Source organism: Agromyces sp. NPDC004153 (genome assembly GCF_053603635.1).
Genome location: NZ_JBSGFY010000001.1, coordinates 170,849 through 194,429 on the forward strand (window position 1 = coordinate 170,849; position 23,581 = coordinate 194,429).

The window sequence follows — 23,581 nt, forward strand, 5'->3', positions numbered from 1 at the left end:
TCGGGCGCCATGCCATTCTAGCCGCAGGAACGCGGGGGGCGCGACGTGACGCCGTTCCGCACGGTGCGGGTGGGCCGGAGTCGGCCTATGCTTCGACCATGGACGCTCTCGCTGGGTCGGGCGCCGCGTCGCCCGACGACGACGAATTCACCGTCGCGCAGGACACCGAGTTCGACGAGGACGAACTCGCCCCCGACGACGACCATCGCGGGCTCGACGACAGCCTCGAGGACGAGGTGCCGGGCATCGACGCCGAACGCCACGTCGACTTCCGCGACGAGCGTTCAGCCGCCGACGAGGGCTGACGCGGGTCCGTCGCCCGCCCGACTCAGACTCCGCCGCCTCCGCCGCCGCCACCGCCGCCGCCCGACGAGCCGCCGCCCGACGAGCCGCTCGACGACGAGTTCGAGCTCGAGCCCGACCACGAGGTGCTCGACGCCGACGAGAACGACGACACCGCGATGCCGAACGACCCCGCATTGAAGCCGCTCCGGCCCGAGTACCACGTCGGTTCCTCGCCGCGCGCCTCGTAGAGGTCGGCGAGCACGCGGCTCCACTCCCGCTCGAGTCCGAACAGCACCGCGTACGGCAGCAGGCGCTCGTTGAGCTTCAGGACGACGGCGGGGTCGAGGGGCGCGGTGGCCGTGGCGGTCGCGGTCGCCGTCGCGGCATCCGTCGACGCGCGCGACGCCGACGCCGCAGCGGCCGCGAGGGATGACGCGGGGGGTCGCTCGACGCGCAGCGCGCCGCTCGGGCTCTGCAGCACGCGCAGCCGGTCGGCCTCGGCGAGTCGGATGTAGAGCCGCAGGCCCTCGAGGTGGTCGCGGAACTCCCGGCCGCGCTCGGTGAGCGGCCGCACGTTCCCGACGAGCACGACGGTCACGAGCGCGGCCACGATCGCGAGGATGAAGAGGATCGCCGGCCATGCCCCGCCGCGGCGGTCGTCGATCGCGAAGATGCCGAGCACCACGCTGAGCGTGGCGGCGGCGATCGCGCCCACGGCGAGGAGGGCCCGCAACCCGGGATCGGGCTTGCGCCGCAGGCCGGAGCGCACGACGCCCTTCGCGACGGACTGGCGGATGGAGAGGAGCCGCCGCCCGAGCGCGGTGTCGCTCGACTTCAGCTGCCGGGTGGCTCCCGGGACCGGACCGCCGCGGAACAGCGCGGAGACGACCGAGCGGGCGTGCGCGTCTCCGGGCTCGCCGCCCACGAACTCGACGGCGTACTTCTTGCGTCCGGTCTCGACGACGCGCAGCTCGCCGGCGACCGCGCGCTCGAGGATCGTGGCCGTGACGCCCTTCTCGGGGTGCCGCACGAGGTCGGCGGCGACCATGGCGCTCACGCCGTCCGGCGGCTCGTACTGGGCGATGATGGTGCCGCGTCCGGGGTGGCTGCGCCAGCGGGTGGCGCGCAGCACGACGGCGGCGGCGAGTGCGAGCCCGGTGAGCCCGGCCGCCACGGCCCCCGCGATCGCGGCCGGCGAGGCCGCGAACGAGGAGTCGCGCGGCTCGAACGTCCCCCGGTCGAAGCCGATCGCGACCGTGAGGTTCTCGTACGGCCCGAGCGACGCGGCCTCGGCGATCACGACGGGCGGGTCGTCGTCGGTGATCGTCAGCGACTCGCACGGCGTGCCCGATCCGTACCAGCCGCGGTAGCAGGCGGTGTCGCCGTTCATCCCGACGGCCACGTCGGCCGACATCCGCACCTCGGCGCGCACGCGGCCGAACGGCTGCGCCCACCCGGTGCCGTTGACGTCCCAGTAGAACTCGTCGATCGGGGCGTCGTCGGGCTCGAGCGTGACGTTCTGCTGGCGGTACCGGATGACATAGGTCTGCTCGCCGTGCACGTAGTCGTCGGCCGCGATCGTGATGAGCAGGAACTCGCCGTTCTCGTCCTCTGCGACCTCGTACGGGCGTGGCGTGCCCGCCTCGTCGGTCACCGACTCGACCCGGATGTCGGTGGGGTGCCCGTCGTAGTCGAGCGGGATCGCCCGCCGGATGCCGCGATTCTGGTCGTACTCGGGGAACACCGCCACGAGCGTCTCGGTCGTCACGAGCACCGACCGCCGATGCTCGTCGCGGCTCAGCTCGAACACCGCGTCGAACGAGGCGAACGTGAAGTCGTCGACGTCCGTGGGCACGGCGGCCACGGGGGCGGATGCCGCGTCGCCGGATGCCCCGTGCGCCGCGGACGCGGCGTGCGACGTGCCGCCCGGGGCCGTCGCGCTCGTCGCGGCCGACGCCCCGAGGGCGGGAGCCGCCACGAGCACGGCGGCGACGACGGCCGCGGCGGCGGCCCTGGCGAGGGGTCCCAGCATGTGCCAACGGTAGCGCCCCGCGGACCCGCTCAGGTGGATCGGATCTCCCCCGGATCGGGGGTCGCCTCAGGCGGAGGGCACGGTCACCGGGCCATCGGTGATACCCGCAGGGGGTATATGGCGCACGCGAGGTATCCTGTTCGGGTGATCGATGACATCAAGAAGCGCGCACTGCACCGCACCAAGATCATCGAGGGCCAGCTGCGCGGCATCGAGAAGATGATCGAGAACGACGACTACTGCGTCGACATCATCACGTTGTCCCTCGCCGTGCAGAAGTCGCTCGGCTCCCTGAACAAGCTCCTCGTCGAGAACCACCTCCGCACGCACGTGACCGAGATGTACGAGGCGGGCGGCGAGCAGCGCGAGGCCGCGGTCGCCGAGCTGCTGCGCATCTTCGAGCTGTCGAACAACCGGGGGTAGTCGAGCGGATGCCGCGTCGAACGCCGGCCGACGCCCTCGCCGACAGGCCGCTCGTGCTCGACGGCGGCCTCGGCACGCGTCTCGCCGAGCGCGGCGCCGACGTGTCGTCCGCGCTCTGGAGCGCCGCCGTGCTCGCCGACCGCCCCGAGCTCGTGCTCGACGTGCACCGCGAGTACCTCGCCGCCGGTGCGGACGTCGTGATCTCGGCGTCCTACCAGGTCTCCCACGACGGCTTCGCGCGCGCCGGTCTCGATCGCGTTGCGACCGACGCGATCCTCGCCCGCAGCGTCGAGCTGGCCCGCCGCGCCTGCGAGGAGGCGGGGCACGGGTTCGTCGCGGCATCCGTCGGCCCCTACGGCGCGACGCTCGGCGACGGCTCGGAGTACCGCGACCTCGGGCTCGGGGTCGCCGAGCTGCGCGCCTGGCACCACGACCGGCTCCGGGTCCTCGCCGACGCGGCGCCCGACCTGCTCGCGGTCGAGACCGTGGCGTCGTTCGCCGAGGTCGAGGCGATCACCGCCGAGCTCGACGGCGTCGGCGTGCCCGCGTGGGTGTCGATCACCCCGGCCGGCGGGCGGCTGCGCAGCGGCGAGCCGCTCGCCGAGGCGCTCGCGATCGCGGCCGCGAGCGACGACGTGCTCGCGGTGGGCGTCAATTGCTGCGCGCCCGACGAGGTGGCCGACGCGATCGTCGCGGCGCGATCGGCCACGTCGAAGCCGATCGTCGTCTACCCGAACAGCGGCGAGCGGTGGGATGCCGCGACCCGCACCTGGCACGGCAGCGGCGCGTTCCCCGAGCCCCTCGTGCGCGAGTGGCGCGAGGCGGGCGCCGCGCTCATCGGCGGTTGCTGCCGCACCGGGCCCGACGACGTCCGCACGGTCGCCCGGGTCCTGGACCCGGGCCGGTAGGGCCCGCCCCGCACCTCGAGGAAGGAGCCGCGCATGCCGCGCATCGAGCTCGTCATGGGAGACATCACCGCCGAGCGCGTCGACGCGATCGTGAACGCCGCCAACTCGAGCCTGCTCGGCGGCGGGGGCGTCGACGGCGCCATCCATCGGGCCGGCGGACCGGAGATCCTCGCGGAGTGCCGCGCCCTGCGCGCGACCGTGCTCCCCGACGGACTGCCCACGGGCGACGCCGTGGCCACGGGCGCCGGCCGCCTCGCCGCACGCTGGGTCGTGCACGCGGTGGGTCCGGTGTGGCCCGGACCGGGTGCCGAGGCCGACGCCAGGCGCCTGCTGCTCGCGTCGGCGTACCGCAACTCGGCACGCGTCGCGCACGAGCTCGGCGCGGCATCCGTCGCGTTCCCGGCCATCTCGGCCGGCATCTACGGCTGGCCGGCCGACGATGCCGCGCTCGTCGCGCTCGAGACCGCGGCCGGCGCGGAGACCGCACCCGCCCTCGTGCGGTTCGTGCTCTTCTCCGACCGCATGCACGACGAGTTCCGCGCCGCAGCCGAGCGCCTCGGGCTCGACCTGGGCTGAGTCGCGCCGAACGGACGGATCAGGTGCCCGGCGCGGTGACCGCCAGCCACTCGTCGAGCTCGCTCGGCTGGTCGGTGATGATGCCGTCGACGCCGAGCGCGCTCACCTCCTCCCACCGCTCGTGCGAGTTCAGCGTGTAGCAGAGCACCGCGATGCCGGCCGCGTGGGCCGCGTCGAGCGCACCGGGCACGTCGGTGACGGATGCCGCAGTGGTCCCGAATCCGATCACCCCGAGCCGCTCGGCCAGCGGCACCGGGTCCGCGGGCAGCTCACGGATGAGCATGATGCGCGGCGTCGTCGGCGACACCTGCTGCACGGAGAACAGCGTCTCGAGGCTGAAGCTCTGCAGCACGACGCGGCCGCGCAGCTCGTGCCGCTCGACGAGGTCGACGACCCGGCGCACCTCGTCGGGCCGCCAGTCGGCCTTCAGCTCGACGAGGGCACGCGCGGTCTCGCGCTCGGCGAGCGCGGCGAGGAACTCGTCGAGCGTGGGCATCCGCTCCCCCGCGTGGTCCCGCCCGTACCACTCGCCGACGTCGAGCCGCCGGAGCGCGGCGAGGTCGAGGTCGCCGACGGTGCGCCGGTCACCGGTGATCCGCTCGAGCGTGATGTCGTGGAACAGCACGGGCACGCCGTCGCGGCTCAGCTGCACGTCCGTCTCGACGAACGCGAGGTCGTCCATCGCGAGCTCGAGCGAGGGCATCGTGTTCTCGGGAGCCTCGGCGCGGTCGCCGCGGTGGCCGACGATGAACGCCGCCTCGCCGGGGAGCCGGAGCGCCCCGAACACGTCGACGGCCGAGGCGGTGGTGGGCGTCGCGGCGACGATGAGCAGGGCAGCGGTCGCGACGGTGCCGACGAGCGCGCAGGAGATGCGCACGGCGCGGCGGAGGGTTCGGGTCACGGGCGTCGGGCCTTTCCACCGTGCGCGCGTCCTTGCGCGACGGTGCCCGTCACCCTAGCAGCATCGTTACCGTTTCGTTACCTCCCCCGTTCGCGGGCCCGCGTCGCGGCCTCCGCCTCGGCCGTGATGCGGTTCGCCATGCCCGAGAAGATGACGTCGTGGAACGGCACGATCGCCCACCAGTACAGGCGCCCCGAGAGGCCCTTCGGGAAGAACACCGCGCGCTGGCCGTAGTCGGATCCGCCGTCGACGTCGTTCGTCGAGAGCTCGAGCCAGGCCCGGCCCGGCACGCGCATCTCGGCGCGGAGCCGCAGGAACCTTCCCCGGTCGATCGCCTCGACGCGCCAGAAGTCCACCGCATCGCCCACGTGGAGCTCGTCGGCGTCGCGTCGCCCGCGCTGCAGCCCGACGCCGCCGAAGAGCCGGTCGATCCAGCCGCGGATCGCCCACAGCAGCGGGAACGAGTACCAGCCGTTCTCGCCGCCGACGCCCTCGATGACGCGCCAGACGTCGGCGGCCGGGGCCGTCGAGCGCTGCTCGCGCTCGTCGACGTAGACGGTGTGTCCCGCCCACTCGGGGTCGCTCGGCAGCGGGTCGCTCGGCGCCCCGAGCACCTCCGCATTGCGCCAGCTCGTCTCCACCTCGCCCGCCCGCTCGCGCTCGAGCGCGAGCCGCACCGCCCTGCGGTACGGCAGGAGCCCTTCGGCGGGCGGCGGGATGACCGCGTCGATGTCGTGGTCGCGCATGACGCAGTCGTATTGCAGCGACTCGATGATCGGGATCGCGAGTCGTCGCGGGATCGGCGTCACGAGGTTCACCCACTGCCCCGCGAGCCACGGCGTGAGCACGGGCAGCGCCGCGATCGGCCGCTGCGGCAGCCCGGCCTCCACGGCGTAGCCGTTCATGAGCTGGCCGTAGCGGTACACGTCGGGGCCGCCGATGTCGAACGCCCGGTTCACCTCGGCGGGCACCTCGGTCGCGCGGATCAGGTAGTGCAGCACGTCGCGCACGGCGATGGGCTGGATACGACTGCGCACCCAACGCGGCGCCGGCATGTAGGGCAGTACCTCGGTGAGGTGGCGGATCATCTCGAACGACGTCGAGCCCGACCCGATGATGACGCCCGCCTGCAGCACGATCGTCGGCACGCCCGAGCGGAGCAGGACCTCTCCCACCTCCGCGCGCGAGCGCAGGTGGCGCGACAGGCGCACGCCCTCGGGGTGCAGGCCGCCGAGGTACACGATGCGGCCGACGCCGTGCTCGCTGGCAGCGGCCGCCACGTTCCGCGCGATGGCGAGCTCGACCGACTCGAAGTCGCCGCGACCGCCCATCGAGTGCACGAGGTAGTAGACGACCTCGATACCGTCCATCGCACGGTCGACGGCGGCGCGGTCGCCGAGGTCGCCGGCCACGACGTCGACGGATGCCGCCCACGGCACGTCGCGCAGCCGCTCGGGCTGCCGCACGAGGACCCGCACGTCGTGGCCCGCGCCGATCAGCCGAGGCACCAGGCGACCGCCGATGTAGCCGGTCGCGCCGGTCACGAGCACTCGCACGCGCCACCCCCCGTCGTGGATCCCCGCCGACGGACGCGCGGCGTCAGGTCCGTTCGTTCCCTCGACGATAGTTGCCGCTCGCGCGGGCCAGGAGGTGCTGCGCCTGTGAATCGTCCGCACGTTGCAGCGCGACGAGGAGGCGGGCGGCGTCGCCGCCGCCCACCGTCATGACGACGCGCCCGCCCCGGGAGACGAGCACCCCGCCCTGCTTGGTCACGCGCCAGTCGAACGGGTCCGCCGCCAGGCGGCCCCGTTCGTCGGACGCGCCGTTGCGTCCTGCCATGGCTAGCGCAGGCTCTTCGTGTGCCAGACGGTCTTCGTCTCGGTGAACGCGCTGATCCGCCCGAGCGCCGGTGCCGCGGCATCAGGGCCCGACTCGGGGCGCAGCACGCGCTTCAGGGTGTCGGCCGCCAAGACCTCCAACTCGAGCCAGTCGAGGTCGCCCGCACCCACGAGGTCGAGCGCGTTCACGTCGCTATGGCTCGCGAGCCACGGCGCGATCTCGGCGGTCGAGCCGGTGAGCACGTTGACGACGCCCTTCGGCACGTCGCTCGTGGCGAGCACCTCGGCCAGGCTGATCGCCGACAGCGGGTACCGCTCGCTCGCGACGACCACCACGGAGTTGCCCGCGACGAGCGCCGGCGCGATGGCCGACACGAAGCCGAGGAGCGACGAGTCCTGCGGCGCGACGATCGCGACGACGCCGGTGGGCTCGGGCACCGAGATGTTGAAGTAGGGGCCGGCGACGGGGTTGGCGTTGCCCACGACCTGGGCGAACTTGTCGGCCCACCCCGCGTACCAGACCCACCGGTCGATCGACTCATCGACCTGCGCGGAGGCGACGGCGCGCGAGACGCCCTCGGCCTCCTCGATCTCGGCGACGAACTGCGCCCGGCGGCCCTCGAGGAGCTCGGCGATGCGGTAGAGCACCTGCCCGCGGTTGTAGGCGGTCGCGCCGCCCCAGCCGCCGACGGCGCCGCGCGCCGCGACGACCGCATCGCGGGCGTCCTTGCGGGACGCCTTCGCGACGTTGGCGAGGAACCCGCCGTCGGCTCGCATGACCTCGTAGGTGCGGCCCGACTCGCTGCGTGGGAAGGCGCCGTTGATGTAGAGCTTGTAGGTCTTCGGCACGGCGAGGCGGCTCATCGCTTCGATCCCTTCGTCGCGTTCTTGGTCGTTCGGGCGGAGGAGCGGACGGCCCGGCGGGCCTTCGGCGCGGCCGCGGCATCCGCCTGCTCGACCGCAGCGCGCGACGCGGGACGCGACAGCGCGGCCTGGCCGATCGGGGCCGGCGACAGGTACGCGGCGAGGCCGTGGCGGCCGCCCTCGCGCCCGTAGCCCGACTCCTTGTAGCCGCCGAACGGGCTCGACGGGTCGAACCGGTTGAACGTGTTCGCCCAGATCACACCCGCGCGCAGCTGGTCGGCGACCGCGAGGATACGGCTGCCCTTGTCGGTCCAGATGCCCGCCGACAGGCCGTAGGGGGTGTTGTTCGCCTTGGCGATCGCCTCGGCCGGCGTGCGGAACGTGAGCACCGACAGCACCGGGCCGAAGATCTCCTCGCGCGCGATGCGGCTCGACGTCTGCACGCCCGTGAAGATCGTCGGCGCGTACCAGAACCCGTTCTCGGGGATCTCGCACGGCGCGCTCCACCGGTCGGCGCCCTCGGCGACGCCGATGTCGGAGAGCTCGCGGATGCGCTCGAGCTGCTCCTTCGAGTTGATCGCGCCGATGTCGGTGTTCTTGTCGAGCGGGTCGCCGAGGCGCAGCGTCGACAGGCGCAGCTTCAGCCGCTCGACGACCTCGTCGTGGATGTTCTCCTGCACGAGCAGCCGCGAACCCGCGCAGCACACGTGGCCCTGGTTGAAGAAGATGCCGTTGACGATGCCCTCGATCGCCTGGTCGATGGGCGCGTCGTCGAACACGATGTTCGCGGCCTTGCCGCCGAGCTCGAGCGTCGCCTTCTTGTCGGTGCCGGCGATCTCCTTGGCGATCGCACGACCCACGGCGGTCGAGCCCGTGAAGGCGACCTTGTCGACGCCCTCGGCCGACACCAGCGCGGCGCCCGTGTCGCCCGCGCCCGTGATGATGTTCACGACGCCGGGCGGCAGGTCGGCCTGCTGCAGGATCTCGGCGAAGATCAGCGCCGTGAGCGGCGTGGTCTCGGCCGGCTTCAGCACCACGGTGTTGCCCGCCGCGAGCGCCGGGGCGATCTTCCACGCGAGCATGAGCAGGGGGAAGTTCCACGGGATGACCTGCGCGGCGACGCCGAGCGAGCGGGGGTTGGCGCCGAGGCCCGCGTGGTCGAGCTTGTCCGCCCAGCCCGCGTAGTAGAAGAACCACGCGGCCACGAGCGGCACGTCGACGTCGCGCGACTCCTTGATCGGCTTGCCGTTGTCGAGGGACTCGGCGACGGCGAGCTCGCGGGCGCGCTCCTGCACGAGGCGGGCGATGCGGAACAGGTACTTGCCGCGGTCGCGGCCGCTCATGCGCGACCAGGTGCGGTCGTAGGCGCGCCGGGCCGCGGCGACGGCGTCGGCGACATCCGCCTCGTTCGCGTTCGCGATCTCGGCGATGCGCTCCTCGGTCGCGGGCGAGATGGTCTGGAAGGGCGTGCCGCGGCCGTCGACGAACTCGCCGTCGATGAAGAGGCCGTAGCGGTCGCGCAGGTCGAGGATCGCCCGCGATTCGGGCGCGGGAGCGTATTCGAGGAAGCTCATGGTTCGGTGCTCTCGTCTCAGTCGATCGTCACGTAGTCGGGTCCGGAGTAGTGTCCGGTGGTCATCTTCTGCCGCTGCAGCAGCACGTCGTTGAGGAGGCTCGACGCGCCGAAGCGGAACAGGTGCGGCACGAGCCACTCCTCGCCGACCGTCTCGGCGACGGTCACGAGGTAGCGGATCGCGTCCTTCGAGGCGCGGATGCCGCCCGCGGGCTTCACGCCGATGCGCTGGCCGGTCATCAGGTGCCAGTCGCGCACGACCTCGAGCATGAGGAGCGTGACCGGAAGCGTGGCCGCCGGCTGCACCTTGCCCGTGGAGGTCTTGATGAAGTCGCCGCCCGCGAGGATCGAGAGCCACGACGCGCGGCGCACGTTGTCGTACGTCACGAGCTCGCCGGTCTCGAGGATCACCTTGAGGCTCGCGCTCGTGCCGTCGGGACGGCGGCACGCCTCCTTGACGGCGGCGATCTGGTCGAACACCTCGCCGTAGCGGCCGGCGAGGAACGCGCCCCGATCGATGACCATGTCGATCTCGTCGGCACCCGCGGCGACGGCCTCGGCCGTGTCGGCGAGCTTGATCTCGAGCGACGAGCGGCCGCTCGGGAACGCGGTGGCCACGGCCGCGACCGAGATGAGGCCGTCGTCGGGGTCGCCGTGCACCGAGCCGAGCGCGTCGATCGCGAACGGCACCATGTCGCCGTACACGCACACCGCGGCGACGCGCGGGGTCGTGGCATCCGACGGGTCGGGAGTCATCGCCTTGGCGACGAGCGAGCGCACCTTGCCGGGGGTGTCGGCGCCCTCGAGCGTCGTGAGGTCGATGAGCGTGATGATCTTGTCGAGCGCCCAGCGCTTGGACGACGTCTTGATCGATCGGGTGGCGAGCGACGCGGCGCGCTGCTCGAGGCCGACGGCGTCGACGCCGGAGATGCCGTGCAGGTAGCGTCCGAGCGTGGCGTCGTCGGGTTCGCCGCCGAGCACCGCGAGCGCGCGCTCCCGGGCGGTGACGAGGGAGGTGCCTGACATGGTGGTGACCTGGCTTTCGTTGAGGTGTGCTGTGCGGGCCCGGATCGCGGGAGCTCAGCCGTCGAGGAGGTGGAGGGCGGTGGCCTCGTCGGTGACGAGCACCGAGCAGAGCCCCGAGCGCACGACCGCGTCGGCGACGGCGTGCTTGGCCTCGCCCGCGATCACGGCGATCGCGAGCGGCGAGCTGCGCAGCTCGTCGAGCGTGAGTCCGACCGTGCGGGCGTCGAGTGCGGGATCGACGATATTGCCGTCGGAGTCGATGTAGCGGCCGACGACGTCGCCGACGGCCCCCTTCTGCACGAGCACGTCGACGTCGGCGCCCGAGAGGTAGCCGCTCTCGACGTGCACGGAGTTGTGGTCGGCGGCGCCCGCGCTGAACAGGTAGGCGTCGGCCGAACGGGCGAGCTCGATGACGCCCGCGACGACGCGGTCGGCCTCGATGGCCTCCTTCGTCGCGAGGCGCTCGAGGATGGCGGGGCTCGGCAGCAGGGTGGCGCTGCCGCCGCCCTTCTGCGCGATGCCCACGGCGGTGGCCGCGGCGGTGCCGGCCCTGCGGTTGAGGCTCACCCCGCCGTTGATCTGCACGACGTTGACGCCCGTCGCCCAGCCGTTGCGCAGGTGCTGCGAGATCTCGAAGAGCGTGCGGCCCCAGCTCACGCCGAGCGTTCGGGGCACGGGCCGGAGCGCCGTGAGGTAGTCGGCGGCCGCCTGCGCGGTGCGCTCCTGCAGCTCCTCGGGCGAGTGCACGCCCGCGGTCGACACCACGATGGCGTCGGTGAGCCCGCGCTCGTCGCGCAGCCGCCGCTCGATGGGCAGGCGACGGGCCCGCGGATGCAGGATCTCGATGCGGATGAACCCGCGCTGCTTGGCCTGCGCGAGCAGCCGCCCGACCTTCCAGCGGGTGAGCCGGAGCGCCTGGCCGATCTCGTCCTGGGTCTTGTTCTCCTCGTAGTAGAGCTCGGCAGCCCGGATCGAGAGGAGTTCGTCGATCTCGTCCACACGTGTCCCTTCGCCGCATCCAGCGTAGGCAGGCCGTCGCTCATCGGCAACACTCGCGGGCGATCCTGCTCATATGAGCAGTAGGTGAGCGGATGCCGCGCGCCGACGCACGTCGCCCGGATCGCTAGCCGGCGCGCTCGTCCTCGAAGTACCGCGGACGCGCCGCGACGACGCCGGCGATCGCGGCGGGGACGATCGTCGCGAGCAGGAAGAGGAGCGGCCACGTCCACCCGCCGACGGCCTCGTGCAGGAGGCCCACGGCGAGCGGCCCGATCGCCACGATGAGGTAGCCGACCGACTGCACGAACCCCGAGAGCGCGACCGAGCCCGCGTGCGTGCGGGTGCGCAGGTTGACGAGCACGAGCGTGAGCGGGAAGAGCAGCGGGCCGTTGCCGATGAGCGCGACCCAGAGCCAGGTCGCCGTCGCCGGCGCGAGCAGCAGCCCGAGGTAGCCCGCGACGAACGACAGGATCGCGATGCCCACGAGCAGCTTGACGTGGCCCCAGCGCGCCGCGACGATCGGCACGATGATGCTCGCCGGGAGCCCCATCGCGGCGAACAGCGAGAGCAGCGCGCCGGCCTGGGCCGGGGTCGTGCCCGCGATGTCGTGCAGGATCGGCGGGAGCCACGCGAACAACGCGTAGGCGTTGATGCCCGGGATCGTGAACAGGATCGCGAGCGCCCATGCGAGCGGCGAGCGCACCGCATAGCGGAGCAGCCCGCGCTCCGCCTCCTCGGGCAGGTCGGCCGCCTGGTCGACGTGGGGACGCAGCATGATCGCGATCCACGGCACGAGCGACAGCACCGCCACGAGGGCCCACTCGCCGAGCGAGACGCGCCAGCCCGCGGCATCCGCCACCGGCACGGCGACGAGGGGCGGCACGAACGTGCTGACCGACAGGGCCGTGACGTAGACCGCCGTGAGCAGGCCCACCCGGTCGGGGAAGTACCGCTTCACGAGCGGGGGCAGCAGCACGTTGCCGACGCCGATCGCCGCGAACGTGAGCGTGCTCGCCAGCACGAGCCAGAGCGCGTCGCTCGCGAGGCCGCGGCCGAGCAGGCCGACCGTGAGGGCGGCGAGCGCGACGACGAGCGTCGGCTCGAGGTCGAACCGCTTCGCGATGAGCGGCGTCAGGATGCCGAAGATCGCGTAGCACAGCGGCGGCAGCATTCCGAGGAGTCCGACGGCCGCGGGCGCGAGCGTCACGTCGCGTTCGAGGATCGTGAGGATCGGCGAGAGCGACGCCACCGCGGTGCGAAGGTTGAACGCGACGAGGACGATGCCGATGAGCGCCAGCGTCCGCCCGGCCCAGAGCGGACGGGGCGCGGTCGGCTTCACCCACACGAGTCTAGGCTGGAGGCGTGGCCGACTTCGCCCGCTACCTGCCGCTGAGCCAGCGCCCGCGCGTCGACGAGCGCGGCGTCACGAGCGACCGCCGCGAGCCCACGTCGACGGTCCTCCGCTCGATCGCGACCGCCCTGCGCGGCGCCGGCGACGACGCCTGGACGGCGCACGCCGACGACGACGCGACGACGGTCGCCGAGGCCGTGGCCGAGCTCGTCGCGGGCTTCGACCGGGCGCCCGCGCGGCGCGCGCTCGAGTCGGCGCAGCACGCGCTCGGCATGGGCGGCCGTGCGCCGGCGAGCGACGTCCGGCTCGAGGGGCCGGCGGATGCCGCGGCCGCCCTCGAGGCCCGGGCCGTCGCCATCACCGAGCGCCCGCAGCCGACGCGCCTCGTCGAGCTCGACGACGCGGTCGTGGCCGCCGTGCGCATCGGCGACGCGCTCCGCTCCCCCATCGCCGTCCCGCCGCTCGCCTCCGGGGCGGTCGCGCTGCGCCGCGCCGCGGCTGCGCCCACCCCGATCAAGGCGGTGATCTCGGGTCACAGCCTCCATGCGACGGATGCCGCGTGGACCATCGGGCACGGACCGGTGCTCGTCGGCACGGCCCACGAGCTCATCCGCTTCCTCGCCGGCATCGGCACGCGGGCACCGCGACCCGCACGGCCGGGCGAGCTCGGCGACGGCGCCGACGCCTGACGGTCCGGCGACCGAGCCCCGCCTCAGTCCGAGAGGAGCTCGCGCGCGCGATCGACGTCGCCGTGCATCGTCTCGATGAGGTCGGGGATGCTCGTGAACGCGACCATGCCGCGCAGGCGCTCGACGAACTCGACGTCGACCACGTGGTCGTAGAGGTCGAGCTCGCGGTCGAGCACGTAGGCCTCGACCTGCTTCTTCGGCACGCCCTCGAACGTCGGGTTGTCGCCCACCGAGATGGCCGCCGGGTACCGGGTGCCCGCGTCGGTGAGCCAGCCCGCGTAGACGCCGTCTGCCGGGATCAGTCCCTCGGATTCGGGCGTGAGGTTCGCGGTCGGGAATCCGAGCTCACGGCCGCGCTTGGCGCCGTGCACGACGATGCCCGAGACCGTCGGCGCGTGCCCGAGCAGGCGCGTGGCGTGGCGCACGTCGCCGTCGGCGAGCAGCTCGCGGATCCAGGTCGACGACACGCGGCGCCCGTCTTCGGGCGCCACGTCGTCGACGACCTCGACCGTGAAGCCGAACGTGTGGCCGAGGTCCTGCAGCAGCTTCACGTCGCCCGCGCCGCGCGCACCGTAGCGGAAGTCGCGGCCCACGAGCACGGCCTTCGCGCCGAGCGTGTCGACGAGCACACGCTCGACGAACTCGGTCGCGGGCACCGAGGCGAGCGCGCGGTCGAACGGGAGCAGCAGGGTGGCGTCGATGCCGGTCGAGCCCAGCAGCTCGAGCTTCTGCCGCACGCTCACGAGCGGGTCGGGGCACTTGTCGGGCGCGAGCAGCGCGAGGGGGTTGCGGTCGAACGTGACGACCACCGAACGGAGGTCGTCGGCGGCCGCGATGCGCCGGATGCGGTCGATGACCGCGCGATGGCCGTTGTGCACGCCGTCGAACTTGCCGATCGTGACGGCGCTCGGGCCGAAGCCCTCGGGCACCGCGTCGAGGCCCTTGAACGTCTTCACGCGGCATCCGCCCCCGTGCCGGTGCCGGTCGCGGAGTCGGTCGTCGGAGCCGCCTGCGCGGCCACCGGACGGTGCTTCGCGAGCCACCACATGCCGAGCACGGGCAGCACGAGCGGGATGAACAGGTAGCCGCGCCCGAACCACGACCAGACCGTGTCGTGCGGGAACAGCTCGGGGTAGACGACGCTCAGCGCGCCGATGACGACCACGCCCGTGAACTCGAACACGAGCGTCGCCCACGCGATGCGGTACCAGCCGCGCCCCGATCGCACGAGCGCGATGGTCGCCACGACGTAGACCACCGCCGCCAGCGCGGAGAGCGCGTACGCGAGCGGCGCCTCGTCGAACTTCGTCGCGATCTGCACGAACGAGCGGCCGACCGCGGCGAGCGCGAGCACGCCGTAGACGGCCACGAGCACGCGCCCGATGCCGCTCATCCGCCGCCCGCGATCCGCCTCGGGCCGGGCACTCCGCACGTCAGTCATGTCGTTCGATTCTCTCATTCGCGGCTACGCCTGCTGCACGGTCCAGATCTGCAGCATGCGGTAGACCATCACGGCGACGCTGAGCGCGGCCACGCCGAGCACGACGGTGCTCCAGCGGCTGCGCTCGAGCAGCGCCCAGAACACGGCGGCGGGCGGCAGCAGCAGCGCGCCCACGAGGTACGTGTAGAACTCGAGCACGCTGCCCGTCGGCTCGTTGCCGAACAGCGGCGCGAGGAGCGCGACCACGAGCTGCACGAGCAGCAGCAGCTCCACGAGCACGAGGGCCCCGTTCGTGAGGTCGCTCGGCACGCGGCCCGCGAAGCCCAGCGTGAGGCACAGCACGCCCGCGACCACTGCGACGCCGACCTGCACCCAGGCGAACCACTCGATCATGCCGACGCCTCCTCGGCCGGGAATCCGGTGACGACCTTGAGCTCCGCACCGCGCCGCTCGACGATCGCGACGAGCCGGTCGTCGGGGTCGATCGCGGCGATCGGGGTGCCGCTCGTGGCCGTCGCGAGCTCGGCGGGCGTCGCGATGCGCTTGCCGTGCCCGAGGTCGACGGCCTCCTGCGCGCTGATCGGGGCGACGGGAAGCGTGCGGCGCGCGGCATCCGCCGGTCTCAGGATGACCTCTGCGACCTCGAGCCCCTCGAGCACGGATGCCTCGGCGACCTCGAAGGCACCGATGCGCGTGCGGCGCAGCGCGGTGAGGTGCCCGCCGGTGCCGAGGTCGGCGCCCACGTCGCGGGCGAGCGCGCGCACGTAGGTGCCCGACGAGCACGCCACGCGCACGTCGACGTCGACGAATCCGTCGCCGGGACGCAGGTCGAGGAGGTCGAAGACGGAGACGGTGACGGGCCGCGCCTGCAGCTCGACGGCCTCGCCGTCGCGGGCCCGCTGGTAGGCGCGGCGACCGGCGACCTTCACGGCGCTCACGGTGCTCGGCACCTGCTCGATGTCGCCGGTCCATGCTCGCATCGCCTCGCGCACGACCGCCTCGTCGGCGGCGGCGACACGGTCGGCGGATGCCGCGGCGAGCGGCTCCCCCTCGGCGTCGTCGGTCGTGGTGTCCCAGCCGAGCCGCATGGTCGCGAGGTACTCCTTGTCGAGCCCGACGAGGTGGTGCAGCAGGCGGGTCGCCGACCCGACGCCGAGGATGAGCAGGCCCGTCGCCATGGGGTCGAGGGTGCCCGCATGCCCGACCTTGCGGGTGCCGGCCAGCCGTCGCGTCCGGGCGACGACGTCGTGGCTGGTGATTCCCTGCGGCTTGTCGACGAGGAGGATGCCGCTGTTCACGCCGTACAGGCTAACAGCGCGGCAGGACGCGGGCGGCACCGCACCTACGCTGGGAGGGTGAGGATCGGCATCATCGGCGCGGGCGCGCTCGGAGGCACCTTCGCCGCGTTGCTGGCGCGCGCCGGCCACGACGTGGAGGTCACGGCACGCGGGTCGGGGCTCGAGGCGATCCGAGCCGACGGCATCCGGCTCTCGGGCGGGTACGGCGAGGTGCACGCACGGGTCGCCGCCGTCGAGGTGCTGACCGGGCGACCCGAGCTCGTGCTGCTGTGCACGAAGGCGCAGGACGCCCCGCTCGCACTCGGTCGCCACGCCGAGCTCATCGACGGCGTACCGGTCGTCGTCGTGCAGAACGGGCTCGACGGCGTGCAGACGGCCGAGCGGTTCCTGCCGCACTCGACGTGCGTGGGCGTGCTCTCGATCATCGCCGCGAACTACACCGAGCCCGGCGTCGTGCGCGTGACCACGACCGCAGCGAGCTACCTCGGCCGGGGCGACGGCCCGGCCGACGACGAGAGCCGGCGCATCGCCGCCATCCTCTCCGAGGCGGTGCCCGTGATCGCGATCGACGACTTCCGCGGCGCGCAGTGGACGAAGCTCGTCGTGAACATGCTCAACGCGGTGCCCGCGATCGTGGGCCGCAGCGTGCAGGAGGTGCTGCACGACCGCCGCCTGCGGCGCGTGGTCGCCGCGTCGATGCGCGAGACCGTGCGGGTGGGCATCGCCCGCGGCATCCGCTTCGGCTCGCTGCAGGGACTCTCGAACGCGCGCCTGCGGCTCTTCGCCCGCGTGCCCGTGGCCATCGGGCAGGTGCTGCCGTGGATGATGGGCGTGCGCATGGGCAACGTGCCCAACCTCGGCTCGACGCAGCAGAGCGTGCGGCGCGGGCAGCCGACCGAGGTCGACCACCTCAACGGCGCCGTCGTGCGCGAGGCGATCCTCGCCGAGCTCGACGCGCCCGTCAACGAGGCGCTCACCGTGCTCGTGCACGAGGTGGAGCGGATCGGCGAGTTCCTGCCCGACGAGCGGGTGCTCGCCGAGGTGCGGCACTGAGGCGTCAGCAGCTGTCGAGGAACCGCCGCTTCGGGTGGTCGGGGTCGCGGTCGTCGATGACGGCCGACGCCACGAGCCGCGGGTCGGCCTCGGCGTAGGCGACGACGTCGGCCGGGTCGACCGGGTCGCCGTCGAGCGCGATCCGCACGTCCCAGAGGTCGGCGAGCCGCGGGCGCAGCACGAAGCGCCCGTCGAGCAGGAGGATCGCGTCGGCCGGGCCGGTGAGCCACTTCGGCGCGATCCACGCATCGCGCGCGGGGTCGAAGACGGCCGTGACGAACGCCGTCGACCCGCCCATGCGGAACGGCTCGACGAGCACGCGGCGCAGCGCCGACTCGTCGAACCCGTAGCCGTAGTAGCGCTCCGGCGTGTCGTCGCCGTACTCGGCCTGCGCCGCGCGCGAGCGGTGGAAGCGCTCCATGCTCGCCCGGAACACGCGGTGGCCGCGCTCGCGGAGCACCGCCGCGAGGTCGTCGGCGAAGACGGTCTTGCCGCTGCGCAGCGGCCCGTCGATCGCGACGATCATGCGTCCGTGGCCGTACTGCTGGAGGATCTCGTCGGCGAGCGTTCGCAGGAACGTGACGCGGGGCGTGGTGACGAGCTCCATGGCCCGAGCCTAGCCGCGCGGCATCCGGCCGGGCATAGGCTGGCCGGATGCCGCGCCCGCCCTCCCCCGACTTGGCGACAGCGCTCAACGCCTGGTTCGCGGATGCCGCGCGGCCGCTGCCGTGGCGGGCCGCCGAGGTGTCGCCGTGGGCCGTGCTCGTGAGCGAGTTCATGCTGCAGCAGACGCAGGTGGCGCGCGTCGTGCCGAAGTGGGAGGCGTGGATCCGGCGCTGGCCGACGCCCGCCGCGCTCGCGTCCGAGCCGCCGGCCGAGGCCGTGCGCGCATGGGACCGGCTCGGCTACCCGCGCCGCGCGCTGTGGCTGCACCGCGCCGCGGTCGAGATCGTCGAGCGGCACGGCGGCCAGGTGCCCGACGACCTCGACGCGCTCCTCGCGCTGCACGGCATCGGCCCCTACACGGCACGCGCGATCGCGGCCTTCGCGTTCGGCAGGCGGCATCCGGTGGTCGACACCAACACCCGCCGCGTCATCGCACGGGCGGTGCTCGGGCAGGCGCGGCCCGGCCCGCCGTCGACCGCGCGCGACCTCACCGAGATGTCGGCGCTCCTGCCCGAATCGGATGCCGCGGCGCGAGTGTTCAACGCGGCGGCGATGGAGCTCGGGGCCACGGTCTGCACCGCGCGCTCGCCCGACTGCGACGCGTGCCCCATCGCGGCATCCTGTGCCTGGCGGCTGGCCGGGTATCCGGCGTACGACGGTCCACGCAAGGCCGCGCAGGCGCGCTTCGAGGGGTCCGACCGCCAGGTGCGCGGGCTCGTGATGCGCGAGCTCCGCGCGGCCCATCGCCCCGTCGCGCGCGACGAGCTCACGGGCCTGTGGGCGGATGCCGCGCAGCTCGACCGCGCGATCGACGGGCTCGTCGCCGACGGGCTCGCGGTGGCGGACGCGGAGGGCGGCTTGGGGCTGCCCTCCGTCTGAGGCGGGCCCTCGCCGGATCGGTCGTGGGCGCCTCGGCTCGGTGTGCGAGGATGCAGGGATGTCCGTGACGACGCTGCCCGGGCGCCGGCCGAGCCCCGACGACCTCCTCGTGCTGCTCGCCGTCGCGCGGGCGGGCCGCTACACGGCGGCCGCCACCGAGCTCGGGCTCAACCACACGACCATCGCGCGGCGGATCTCCGCGCTCGAGGACGCCCTCGGCGGACGCGTGCTGGCCCGGGGCGCCGCAGGATGGGTGCTCACGCCGCTCGGCGAGCACGCGATCGCGGCCGCCGAGAACGTCGAGCGCGCGCTCGGCGAGCTGGCGCCCGACCGGGCGCGCCTGTCGGGCGTGGTGCGGCTGAGCGCCACCGACGGCTTCAGCGGGTTCATCGCGTCGCCCGCGATCGCCGCGGTGCGGCGGGAGCATCCCGACGTGTCGCTCGAGATCGTGGCGACCCAGCGGCGTGCGGCGCAGCAACGCGTCGGCGTCGACCTGGAGGTCGTGGTCGGCCGCCCGCACGTGCACCGCGCGGAGGCGATCCACCTCGCCGACTACGCCCTGGGGCTCTACGCGAGCCGCGACTTCCTCGCCCGGCACGGCACGCCGGCGTCGACCGTGGACCTCGCCGGCGAGCCGCTCGTCTACTTCATCGAGTCGATGCTGCAGGTCGACGCGCTCGACGAGGCGCGACGGCCCACGCGCGAGATGGTCGACGCGGTGTCGAGCACGAACGTGTACGTTCACGTCGACGCCACCCGCGCCGGCGCCGGGTTCGGCCTGCTGCCGGCGTTCCTCGCCGACCGGCACGAGGACCTCGTGCGGCTCTTCCCCGGGGAGATCGACCAGCGGCTGCCCTACTGGCTCGTCTGCCGCCCCGAGGCGCTGCGGCAGCCGACGGCGCTCGCGTTCATCGAGGCGCTGCGGGCGCGCATCGCGGCCGTCGAGGATCAGCTCCTCGGACGGCCGCGCGGCTGATCCGGCGCCGCAGGCGCCGCACTGCGGTGGGTTGCTTCGGCTAGCGCGCGCCGCCGAGCTCGGCGTCGTCGCTGAGGTCGGATGCCTCGTCGTCGATCTCGCCGAGCCCGTCGAGGTCGTCCTCGACGTCGCGCGGCTTCACGTACGGATCGGCGTCGCCCGCATACGCGGCCGTCGACGCGAGGGCCGTGACCTCCTCGTCGCGGGTGCGTGCCTCGCGCAGGAGCTCCTCGATGTGCTCGGCGTTCTCGGGGATCGCGTCGGCGATGAACTCGAGCGACGGGGTGAGGCGCGCCGTGATGTTGCGCCCGACCTCCGTGCGCAGCATCCCCGTCGCGGCCTTGAGGGCCGCAGCGGAGTCGCGGCGCTCCTCGTCGGTGCCGTAGACGGTGTAGAAGATGCTCGCGTGCTGCAGGTCGCCCGTGACGCGGACGTCCGTGATCGTCACGAACCCGAGTCGCGGGTCGCGCAGCCCCTTGTCGAGCCGGCGCGCGACGATCTCCTTGATGCGGTCGGCCAGCTTCCTAGCCCGCTGCGGGTCGGCCATTTCCTCAGCCCTCCTCCCCTCGATCGAGATGCGCGAGTCGCGGCATCCGATCAGCGGGGTCTCCGGTTCTTCTTCAGAGTGAATCGGGGTAGGGGTCCCCGCTCTTCACTCTGAAGAAGAACCGGGGACCCCGCGAACCACGAGTTACGCGCGAGGCTTCTCGCGCAGCTCGATCGTCTCGATCTCGTCGCCGACCTGGATGTCGTTGTACTTGCCGAGGCCGATACCCGCCTCGAAGTCCGTGCGGACCTCGGTGACGTCGTCCTTGAACCGGCGCAGCGACTCGATGGCCAGGTTGTCGCCGACCACGACGCCGTCGCGGATGACGCGCGCCTTGGCGTTGCGCGTGATCGTTCCCGACCGCACGATGACACCGGCGATGTTGCCGAACTTCGAGGAGCGGAACACCTCGCGGATCTCGGCCACACCCGACTGCACCTCTTCGAACTCGGGCTTGAGCATGCCCTTCAGCGAGTTCTCGATGTCGTCGATCGCGTTGTAGATGACGTTGTAGAAGCGCACGTCGACGCCCTCGCGGGCGGCGCGCTCGCGCGCCTTCACGTCGGGGCGGACGTTGAACCCGATGACGATCGCGTTGTCGATCGTCGCCAGGTCGATGTCGCTCTCGGTGACGGCACCCACACCGCGGTGGAGGATGCGCAGCTGCACCGAGTCGTCGACCTCGATCTTCATGAGCGACTCCTCGAGCGCCTCCACGGCACCCGACACGTCGCCCTTGATGATGAGGTTGAGCGCCTCGACCTTGCCCTCCTCGAGCGCACGGGTGAAGTCCTCGAGCGAGATGCGCTTGCGAGCCTTGGCCAGCTGGGCGTTGCGCTCGGCGGCCTCGCGCTTCTCGGCGATCTGGCGGGCGGTGCGGTCCTCCTCGGTGACGAGGAAGGTGTCGCCCGCACGCGGGACGGTCGAGAGGCCCTGCACCTGCACCGGACGCGACGGGGTCGCGGCGGCCACGGGGTCGCCGTTCTCGTCGGCCATGGCGCGCACGCGGCCATAGGCGGTGCCCGCCACGATCGCGTCGCCGACCCGGAGCGTGCCCGACTGGATGAGCACGGTCGCCACGGCGCCGCGGCCCTTGTCGAGCTTCGCCTCGATGGCCACGCCGCGCGCGTCCTTGTCGGGATTGGCGCGCAGGTCGAGCCCGGCGTCGGCGGTGAGGAGCACTGCGTCGAGCAGCTCCTGGATGCCGATGTTCTCGCGAGCCGACACGTCGACGAACATCACGTCGCCGCCGTACTCCTCGGCCACGAGGCCGAACTCGGTGAGCTGCTGGCGCACCTTCGCGGGGTTCGCGTCGGGCTTGTCGATCTTGTTCACCGCGACCACGATCGGCACGTTGGCCGACTGCGCGTGGTTCAGCGCCTCGATCGTCTGCGGCATGATGCCGTCGTCGGCCGCCACCACGAGGATCGCGATGTCGGTCACCTGCGCACCACGGGCACGCATGGCGGTGAACGCCTCGTGACCCGGGGTGTCGATGAAGGTGATGGCCCGGTCGACGCCCTCGTGCTCGGTGTGCACCTGGTACGCACCGATGTGCTGGGTGATGCCGCCGGCCTCGCCCGCCACCACGTTGGCGTTGCGGATCGCGTCGAGGAGGCGCGTCTTGCCGTGGTCGACGTGGCCCATGACGGTGACGACCGGAGGACGCTGCTCGAGCACCTCGTCGGTCTCGTCCTCGAGCTCCTGGTCGAGGTCGATGTCGAAGCCCTCGAGGAGCTCCTTGTCCTCGTCCTCGGGCGAGACGACCTGGATCTTGTAGCCCAGCTCGGCGCCGAGGACCTCGAACGTGGCCTCGTCGAGCGACTCGGTCGCGGTGGCCATCTCACCGAGGTGGAAGAGCACCGTGACGAGCGAGCCGGGGTTCGCGTCGATCTTGTCGGCGAAGTCGGAGATGGAGGCGCCGCGACGCAGTCGGATGACGGTGTTGCCGTCGCCGCGAGGGACGCTCACGCCGCCCAGCGACGGGGCCTCCCGCATCTCGAATTCCTGCCGCTTCGTGCGCTTCGACTTGCGGGCCTTGGACTTGCCGCCGCCGCGACCGAACGCACCTGCCGTGCCGCCGCCGGGGCCGCGACCACGACCGCCGCCGCCCGCGGGACGCGGGCCGCCGAAGCCGCCGCCGGGACGCTGGAAGCCGCCACCGGCACCGCCGGGACCGCCGGGACGCGCGCCGGCACCGGCGCCGCCGGCACCGCCGGGACGCTGGAAGCCGCCGGGGCGACCGCCGCCTGCACCACCGGGACGGGGTGCGCCGGGACGGGGCGAGCCGGGGCGAGGAGCCTGCGGCCGCGGGATGTTGCCCGGGTTCGGACGCTGGCCCATGCCCTGCGAGCTGGAGAACGGGTTGTTCCCGGGGCGCGGCTGGGCCGGGCGCGAGCCCATGCCCTGCGAGCTCGAGAACGGGTTGTTGCCGGGGCGCGGGGCGCCGGGGCGCGGGGCCGGGCGCGGAATCGCGCCGCTGGGCTTCGGCGCGGCCGGCTTGGCCACGTCGGATGCCGCTGCAGCAGGTGCGGCGGGCGCCTCGGCGGGCTTCGTGGCGGCGGCCTGCGCCGCCCTCTCCTCGGCCTGCGCCTGGCGCTCGGCGACCGTCATCGGCGCGTCGGCGGCCGGCGCAGCCGGAGCGGCCTGGGGTGCCGGCTTCGGCGCCGGCTTGGGGCCGGGCTTCGCCGCAGTCGCGGGCTTGGCCGTGGCCGCCGGCGCGGCCGTCGCGGCGGCTCCTGCCGCCTCGAGCGCCGCCCGCAGCTTGCGGGCGACGGGGGGTTCGATGCTGGACGAGGGTCCCTTGACGTACTCGCCCATCTCCTTGAGCTTCTCAAGGGCGATCTTGCTGTCGACACCGAGTTCGGATGCGATCTCGTGTACGCGTGGTTTGGCAGCCACTTCTCTCCTGTTCCGGGCCCACCCCCGGACAGGGGCGGACCATCAATGGCGGACGGGTCTCATTTCGAGCCGCTCATGAGTTGTCCATTAGCCGTTCAGCCTGTTCTCTACGTTGCTGGTGTCCACCTCGCCGCGAATGCGCAGCGCGCGCCCGAAGGCGCGCTTCCGCACGGCGAGCCGGTAGCACTCGAGCGTCGGATGCAGCCACGCGCCCCTCCCCGGAAGCACGGCCGAAGCATCCGCTACGACGTGGGAGTTCTGGGAGACGACCCTCAGAAGCGAGGATCGCGGGGCACGCGCACGGCATCCGATGCACGTTCTGACGGGTTCCATCCTACACCTCCCCGCCAGGCGG

At 73.1% G+C, this 23,581-nt stretch carries 25 protein-coding genes; 8 read left to right on the plus strand and 17 right to left on the minus strand.

What is annotated here, in order from left to right; translation table 11 throughout:
- The first annotated feature begins 98 nt into the window (after positions 1 to 98).
- Positions 99 to 305 (plus strand): hypothetical protein, encoded by a 207-nt coding sequence (locus tag ACWEOH_RS00805; RefSeq protein ID WP_148731808.1) that lies wholly within the window; start codon positions 99 to 101, stop codon positions 303 to 305.
- A 23-nt stretch (positions 306 to 328) separates the two neighbouring features.
- Here the strand turns inward: ACWEOH_RS00805 and ACWEOH_RS00810 are convergent, their stop codons facing one another.
- Complete coding sequence (locus ACWEOH_RS00810) at positions 329 to 2,317, minus strand: DUF2207 family protein (protein WP_452027392.1); 1,989 nt, start codon at positions 2,315 to 2,317, stop codon at positions 329 to 331.
- A gap of 144 nt (positions 2,318 to 2,461) precedes the next feature.
- On the opposite strand from ACWEOH_RS00810, the gene ACWEOH_RS00815 reads away from it, so the two are divergent.
- The 3 genes from ACWEOH_RS00815 to ACWEOH_RS00825 are packed head-to-tail and all read left to right on the plus strand — an operon-like array spanning position 2,462 to position 4,224.
- Positions 2,462 to 2,740, plus strand: a complete 279-nt coding sequence (locus ACWEOH_RS00815) for a metal-sensitive transcriptional regulator (protein ID WP_452027393.1) — start codon at positions 2,462 to 2,464, stop codon at positions 2,738 to 2,740.
- 8 nt (positions 2,741 to 2,748) lie between these two features.
- Positions 2,749 to 3,648: a homocysteine S-methyltransferase gene (gene mmuM / locus ACWEOH_RS00820; RefSeq protein ID WP_452027395.1), complete on the plus strand. Its 900-nt coding sequence runs from the start codon at positions 2,749 to 2,751 to the stop codon at positions 3,646 to 3,648.
- Positions 3,649 to 3,681: 33 nt separating this feature from the next.
- Positions 3,682 to 4,224, plus strand: a complete 543-nt coding sequence (locus ACWEOH_RS00825) for an O-acetyl-ADP-ribose deacetylase (protein ID WP_452027397.1) — start codon at positions 3,682 to 3,684, stop codon at positions 4,222 to 4,224.
- A gap of 19 nt (positions 4,225 to 4,243) precedes the next feature.
- Here ACWEOH_RS00825 and ACWEOH_RS00830 read toward each other — a convergent pair whose 3' ends face one another.
- The 8 genes from ACWEOH_RS00830 to ACWEOH_RS00865 form a co-directional block, all read right to left on the minus strand.
- Positions 4,244 to 5,125 (minus strand): glycerophosphodiester phosphodiesterase, encoded by an 882-nt coding sequence (locus ACWEOH_RS00830; protein ID WP_452027399.1) that lies wholly within the window; start codon positions 5,123 to 5,125, stop codon positions 4,244 to 4,246.
- A 77-nt stretch (positions 5,126 to 5,202) separates the two neighbouring features.
- Complete coding sequence (locus ACWEOH_RS00835; protein ID WP_452027400.1) at positions 5,203 to 6,681, minus strand: SDR family oxidoreductase; 1,479 nt, start codon at positions 6,679 to 6,681, stop codon at positions 5,203 to 5,205.
- A gap of 43 nt (positions 6,682 to 6,724) precedes the next feature.
- Positions 6,725 to 6,964 (minus strand): hypothetical protein, encoded by a 240-nt coding sequence (locus ACWEOH_RS00840; RefSeq protein ID WP_452027401.1) that lies wholly within the window; start codon positions 6,962 to 6,964, stop codon positions 6,725 to 6,727.
- Positions 6,965 to 6,966: 2 nt separating this feature from the next.
- A complete protein-coding gene (locus ACWEOH_RS00845; RefSeq protein ID WP_452027403.1) occupies positions 6,967 to 7,827 on the minus strand; it encodes an aldehyde dehydrogenase family protein in 861 nt (286 codons plus the stop codon).
- Positions 7,824 to 9,401: an aldehyde dehydrogenase family protein gene (locus ACWEOH_RS00850; RefSeq protein ID WP_452027405.1), complete on the minus strand. Its 1,578-nt coding sequence runs from the start codon at positions 9,399 to 9,401 to the stop codon at positions 7,824 to 7,826. The genes ACWEOH_RS00845 and ACWEOH_RS00850 overlap by 4 nt, the downstream gene beginning before the upstream one ends.
- A gap of 17 nt (positions 9,402 to 9,418) precedes the next feature.
- Positions 9,419 to 10,426 (minus strand): deoxyribose-phosphate aldolase, encoded by a 1,008-nt coding sequence (gene deoC / locus ACWEOH_RS00855; protein WP_148731818.1) that lies wholly within the window; start codon positions 10,424 to 10,426, stop codon positions 9,419 to 9,421.
- A 54-nt stretch (positions 10,427 to 10,480) separates the two neighbouring features.
- Positions 10,481 to 11,425, minus strand: a complete 945-nt coding sequence (locus ACWEOH_RS00860; RefSeq protein ID WP_148731819.1) for a sugar-binding transcriptional regulator — start codon at positions 11,423 to 11,425, stop codon at positions 10,481 to 10,483.
- 124 nt (positions 11,426 to 11,549) lie between these two features.
- On the minus strand, positions 11,550 to 12,764 hold the full coding sequence (locus ACWEOH_RS00865) for an MFS transporter (protein WP_452027408.1): 1,215 nt from the start codon (positions 12,762 to 12,764) through the stop codon (positions 11,550 to 11,552).
- Positions 12,765 to 12,787: 23 nt separating this feature from the next.
- Between ACWEOH_RS00865 and ACWEOH_RS00870 the strand changes: the two genes are divergently transcribed.
- Positions 12,788 to 13,465 (plus strand): hypothetical protein, encoded by a 678-nt coding sequence (locus ACWEOH_RS00870; protein ID WP_452027410.1) that lies wholly within the window; start codon positions 12,788 to 12,790, stop codon positions 13,463 to 13,465.
- A 23-nt stretch (positions 13,466 to 13,488) separates the two neighbouring features.
- Here the strand turns inward: ACWEOH_RS00870 and ACWEOH_RS00875 are convergent, their stop codons facing one another.
- Genes ACWEOH_RS00875 through truB form a run of 4 tightly spaced genes read right to left on the minus strand, consistent with a single transcriptional unit; the run spans position 13,489 to position 16,204 of the window.
- Entirely contained in the window at positions 13,489 to 14,421 is a 933-nt protein-coding gene (locus tag ACWEOH_RS00875) for a bifunctional riboflavin kinase/FAD synthetase (protein ID WP_452027412.1), read from the minus strand.
- A complete protein-coding gene (locus ACWEOH_RS00880; RefSeq protein WP_452027413.1) occupies positions 14,418 to 14,906 on the minus strand; it encodes a hypothetical protein in 489 nt (162 codons plus the stop codon). Before ACWEOH_RS00880 ends, ACWEOH_RS00875 begins: the two co-directional genes overlap by 4 nt.
- Before the next feature lie 24 nt (positions 14,907 to 14,930).
- A complete protein-coding gene (locus ACWEOH_RS00885; protein ID WP_148731824.1) occupies positions 14,931 to 15,299 on the minus strand; it encodes a hypothetical protein in 369 nt (122 codons plus the stop codon).
- Entirely contained in the window at positions 15,296 to 16,204 is a 909-nt protein-coding gene (gene truB / locus ACWEOH_RS00890; RefSeq protein WP_452027416.1) for a tRNA pseudouridine(55) synthase TruB, read from the minus strand. Before truB ends, ACWEOH_RS00885 begins: the two co-directional genes overlap by 4 nt.
- 57 nt (positions 16,205 to 16,261) lie before the next feature.
- Between truB and ACWEOH_RS00895 the strand changes: the two genes are divergently transcribed.
- On the plus strand, positions 16,262 to 17,257 hold the full coding sequence (locus ACWEOH_RS00895) for a ketopantoate reductase family protein (RefSeq protein WP_452027418.1): 996 nt from the start codon (positions 16,262 to 16,264) through the stop codon (positions 17,255 to 17,257).
- A 4-nt stretch (positions 17,258 to 17,261) separates the two neighbouring features.
- On the opposite strand, the gene ACWEOH_RS00900 is transcribed toward ACWEOH_RS00895, so the two are convergent.
- Complete coding sequence (locus ACWEOH_RS00900; RefSeq protein ID WP_452027420.1) at positions 17,262 to 17,864, minus strand: hypothetical protein; 603 nt, start codon at positions 17,862 to 17,864, stop codon at positions 17,262 to 17,264.
- 47 nt (positions 17,865 to 17,911) lie between these two features.
- Here ACWEOH_RS00900 and ACWEOH_RS00905 point away from each other — a divergent pair, with 47 nt between their 5' ends.
- Together ACWEOH_RS00905 and ACWEOH_RS00910 are read left to right on the plus strand one after the other, a co-directional pair.
- The gene (locus ACWEOH_RS00905; protein WP_452027421.1) at positions 17,912 to 18,802 is read left to right on the plus strand and encodes an A/G-specific adenine glycosylase; all 891 of its coding nucleotides are present in this window, start codon (positions 17,912 to 17,914) and stop codon (positions 18,800 to 18,802) included.
- Between the two features lie 58 nt (positions 18,803 to 18,860).
- The gene (locus ACWEOH_RS00910; protein WP_452027423.1) at positions 18,861 to 19,778 is read left to right on the plus strand and encodes a LysR family transcriptional regulator; all 918 of its coding nucleotides are present in this window, start codon (positions 18,861 to 18,863) and stop codon (positions 19,776 to 19,778) included.
- 40 nt (positions 19,779 to 19,818) lie between these two features.
- On the opposite strand, the gene rbfA is transcribed toward ACWEOH_RS00910, so the two are convergent.
- The 3 genes from rbfA to ACWEOH_RS00925 all read right to left on the minus strand — a co-directional run bounded on the left by rbfA (position 19,819) and on the right by ACWEOH_RS00925 (position 23,559).
- Positions 19,819 to 20,325: a 30S ribosome-binding factor RbfA gene (gene rbfA, locus ACWEOH_RS00915; protein WP_452027425.1), complete on the minus strand. Its 507-nt coding sequence runs from the start codon at positions 20,323 to 20,325 to the stop codon at positions 19,819 to 19,821.
- Between the two features lie 144 nt (positions 20,326 to 20,469).
- A complete protein-coding gene (gene infB, locus ACWEOH_RS00920) occupies positions 20,470 to 23,226 on the minus strand; it encodes a translation initiation factor IF-2 (RefSeq protein ID WP_452027427.1) in 2,757 nt (918 codons plus the stop codon).
- Between the two features lie 87 nt (positions 23,227 to 23,313).
- Entirely contained in the window at positions 23,314 to 23,559 is a 246-nt protein-coding gene (locus ACWEOH_RS00925; protein ID WP_452027428.1) for a YlxR family protein, read from the minus strand.
- Positions 23,560 to 23,581: the final 22 nt, after the last annotated feature.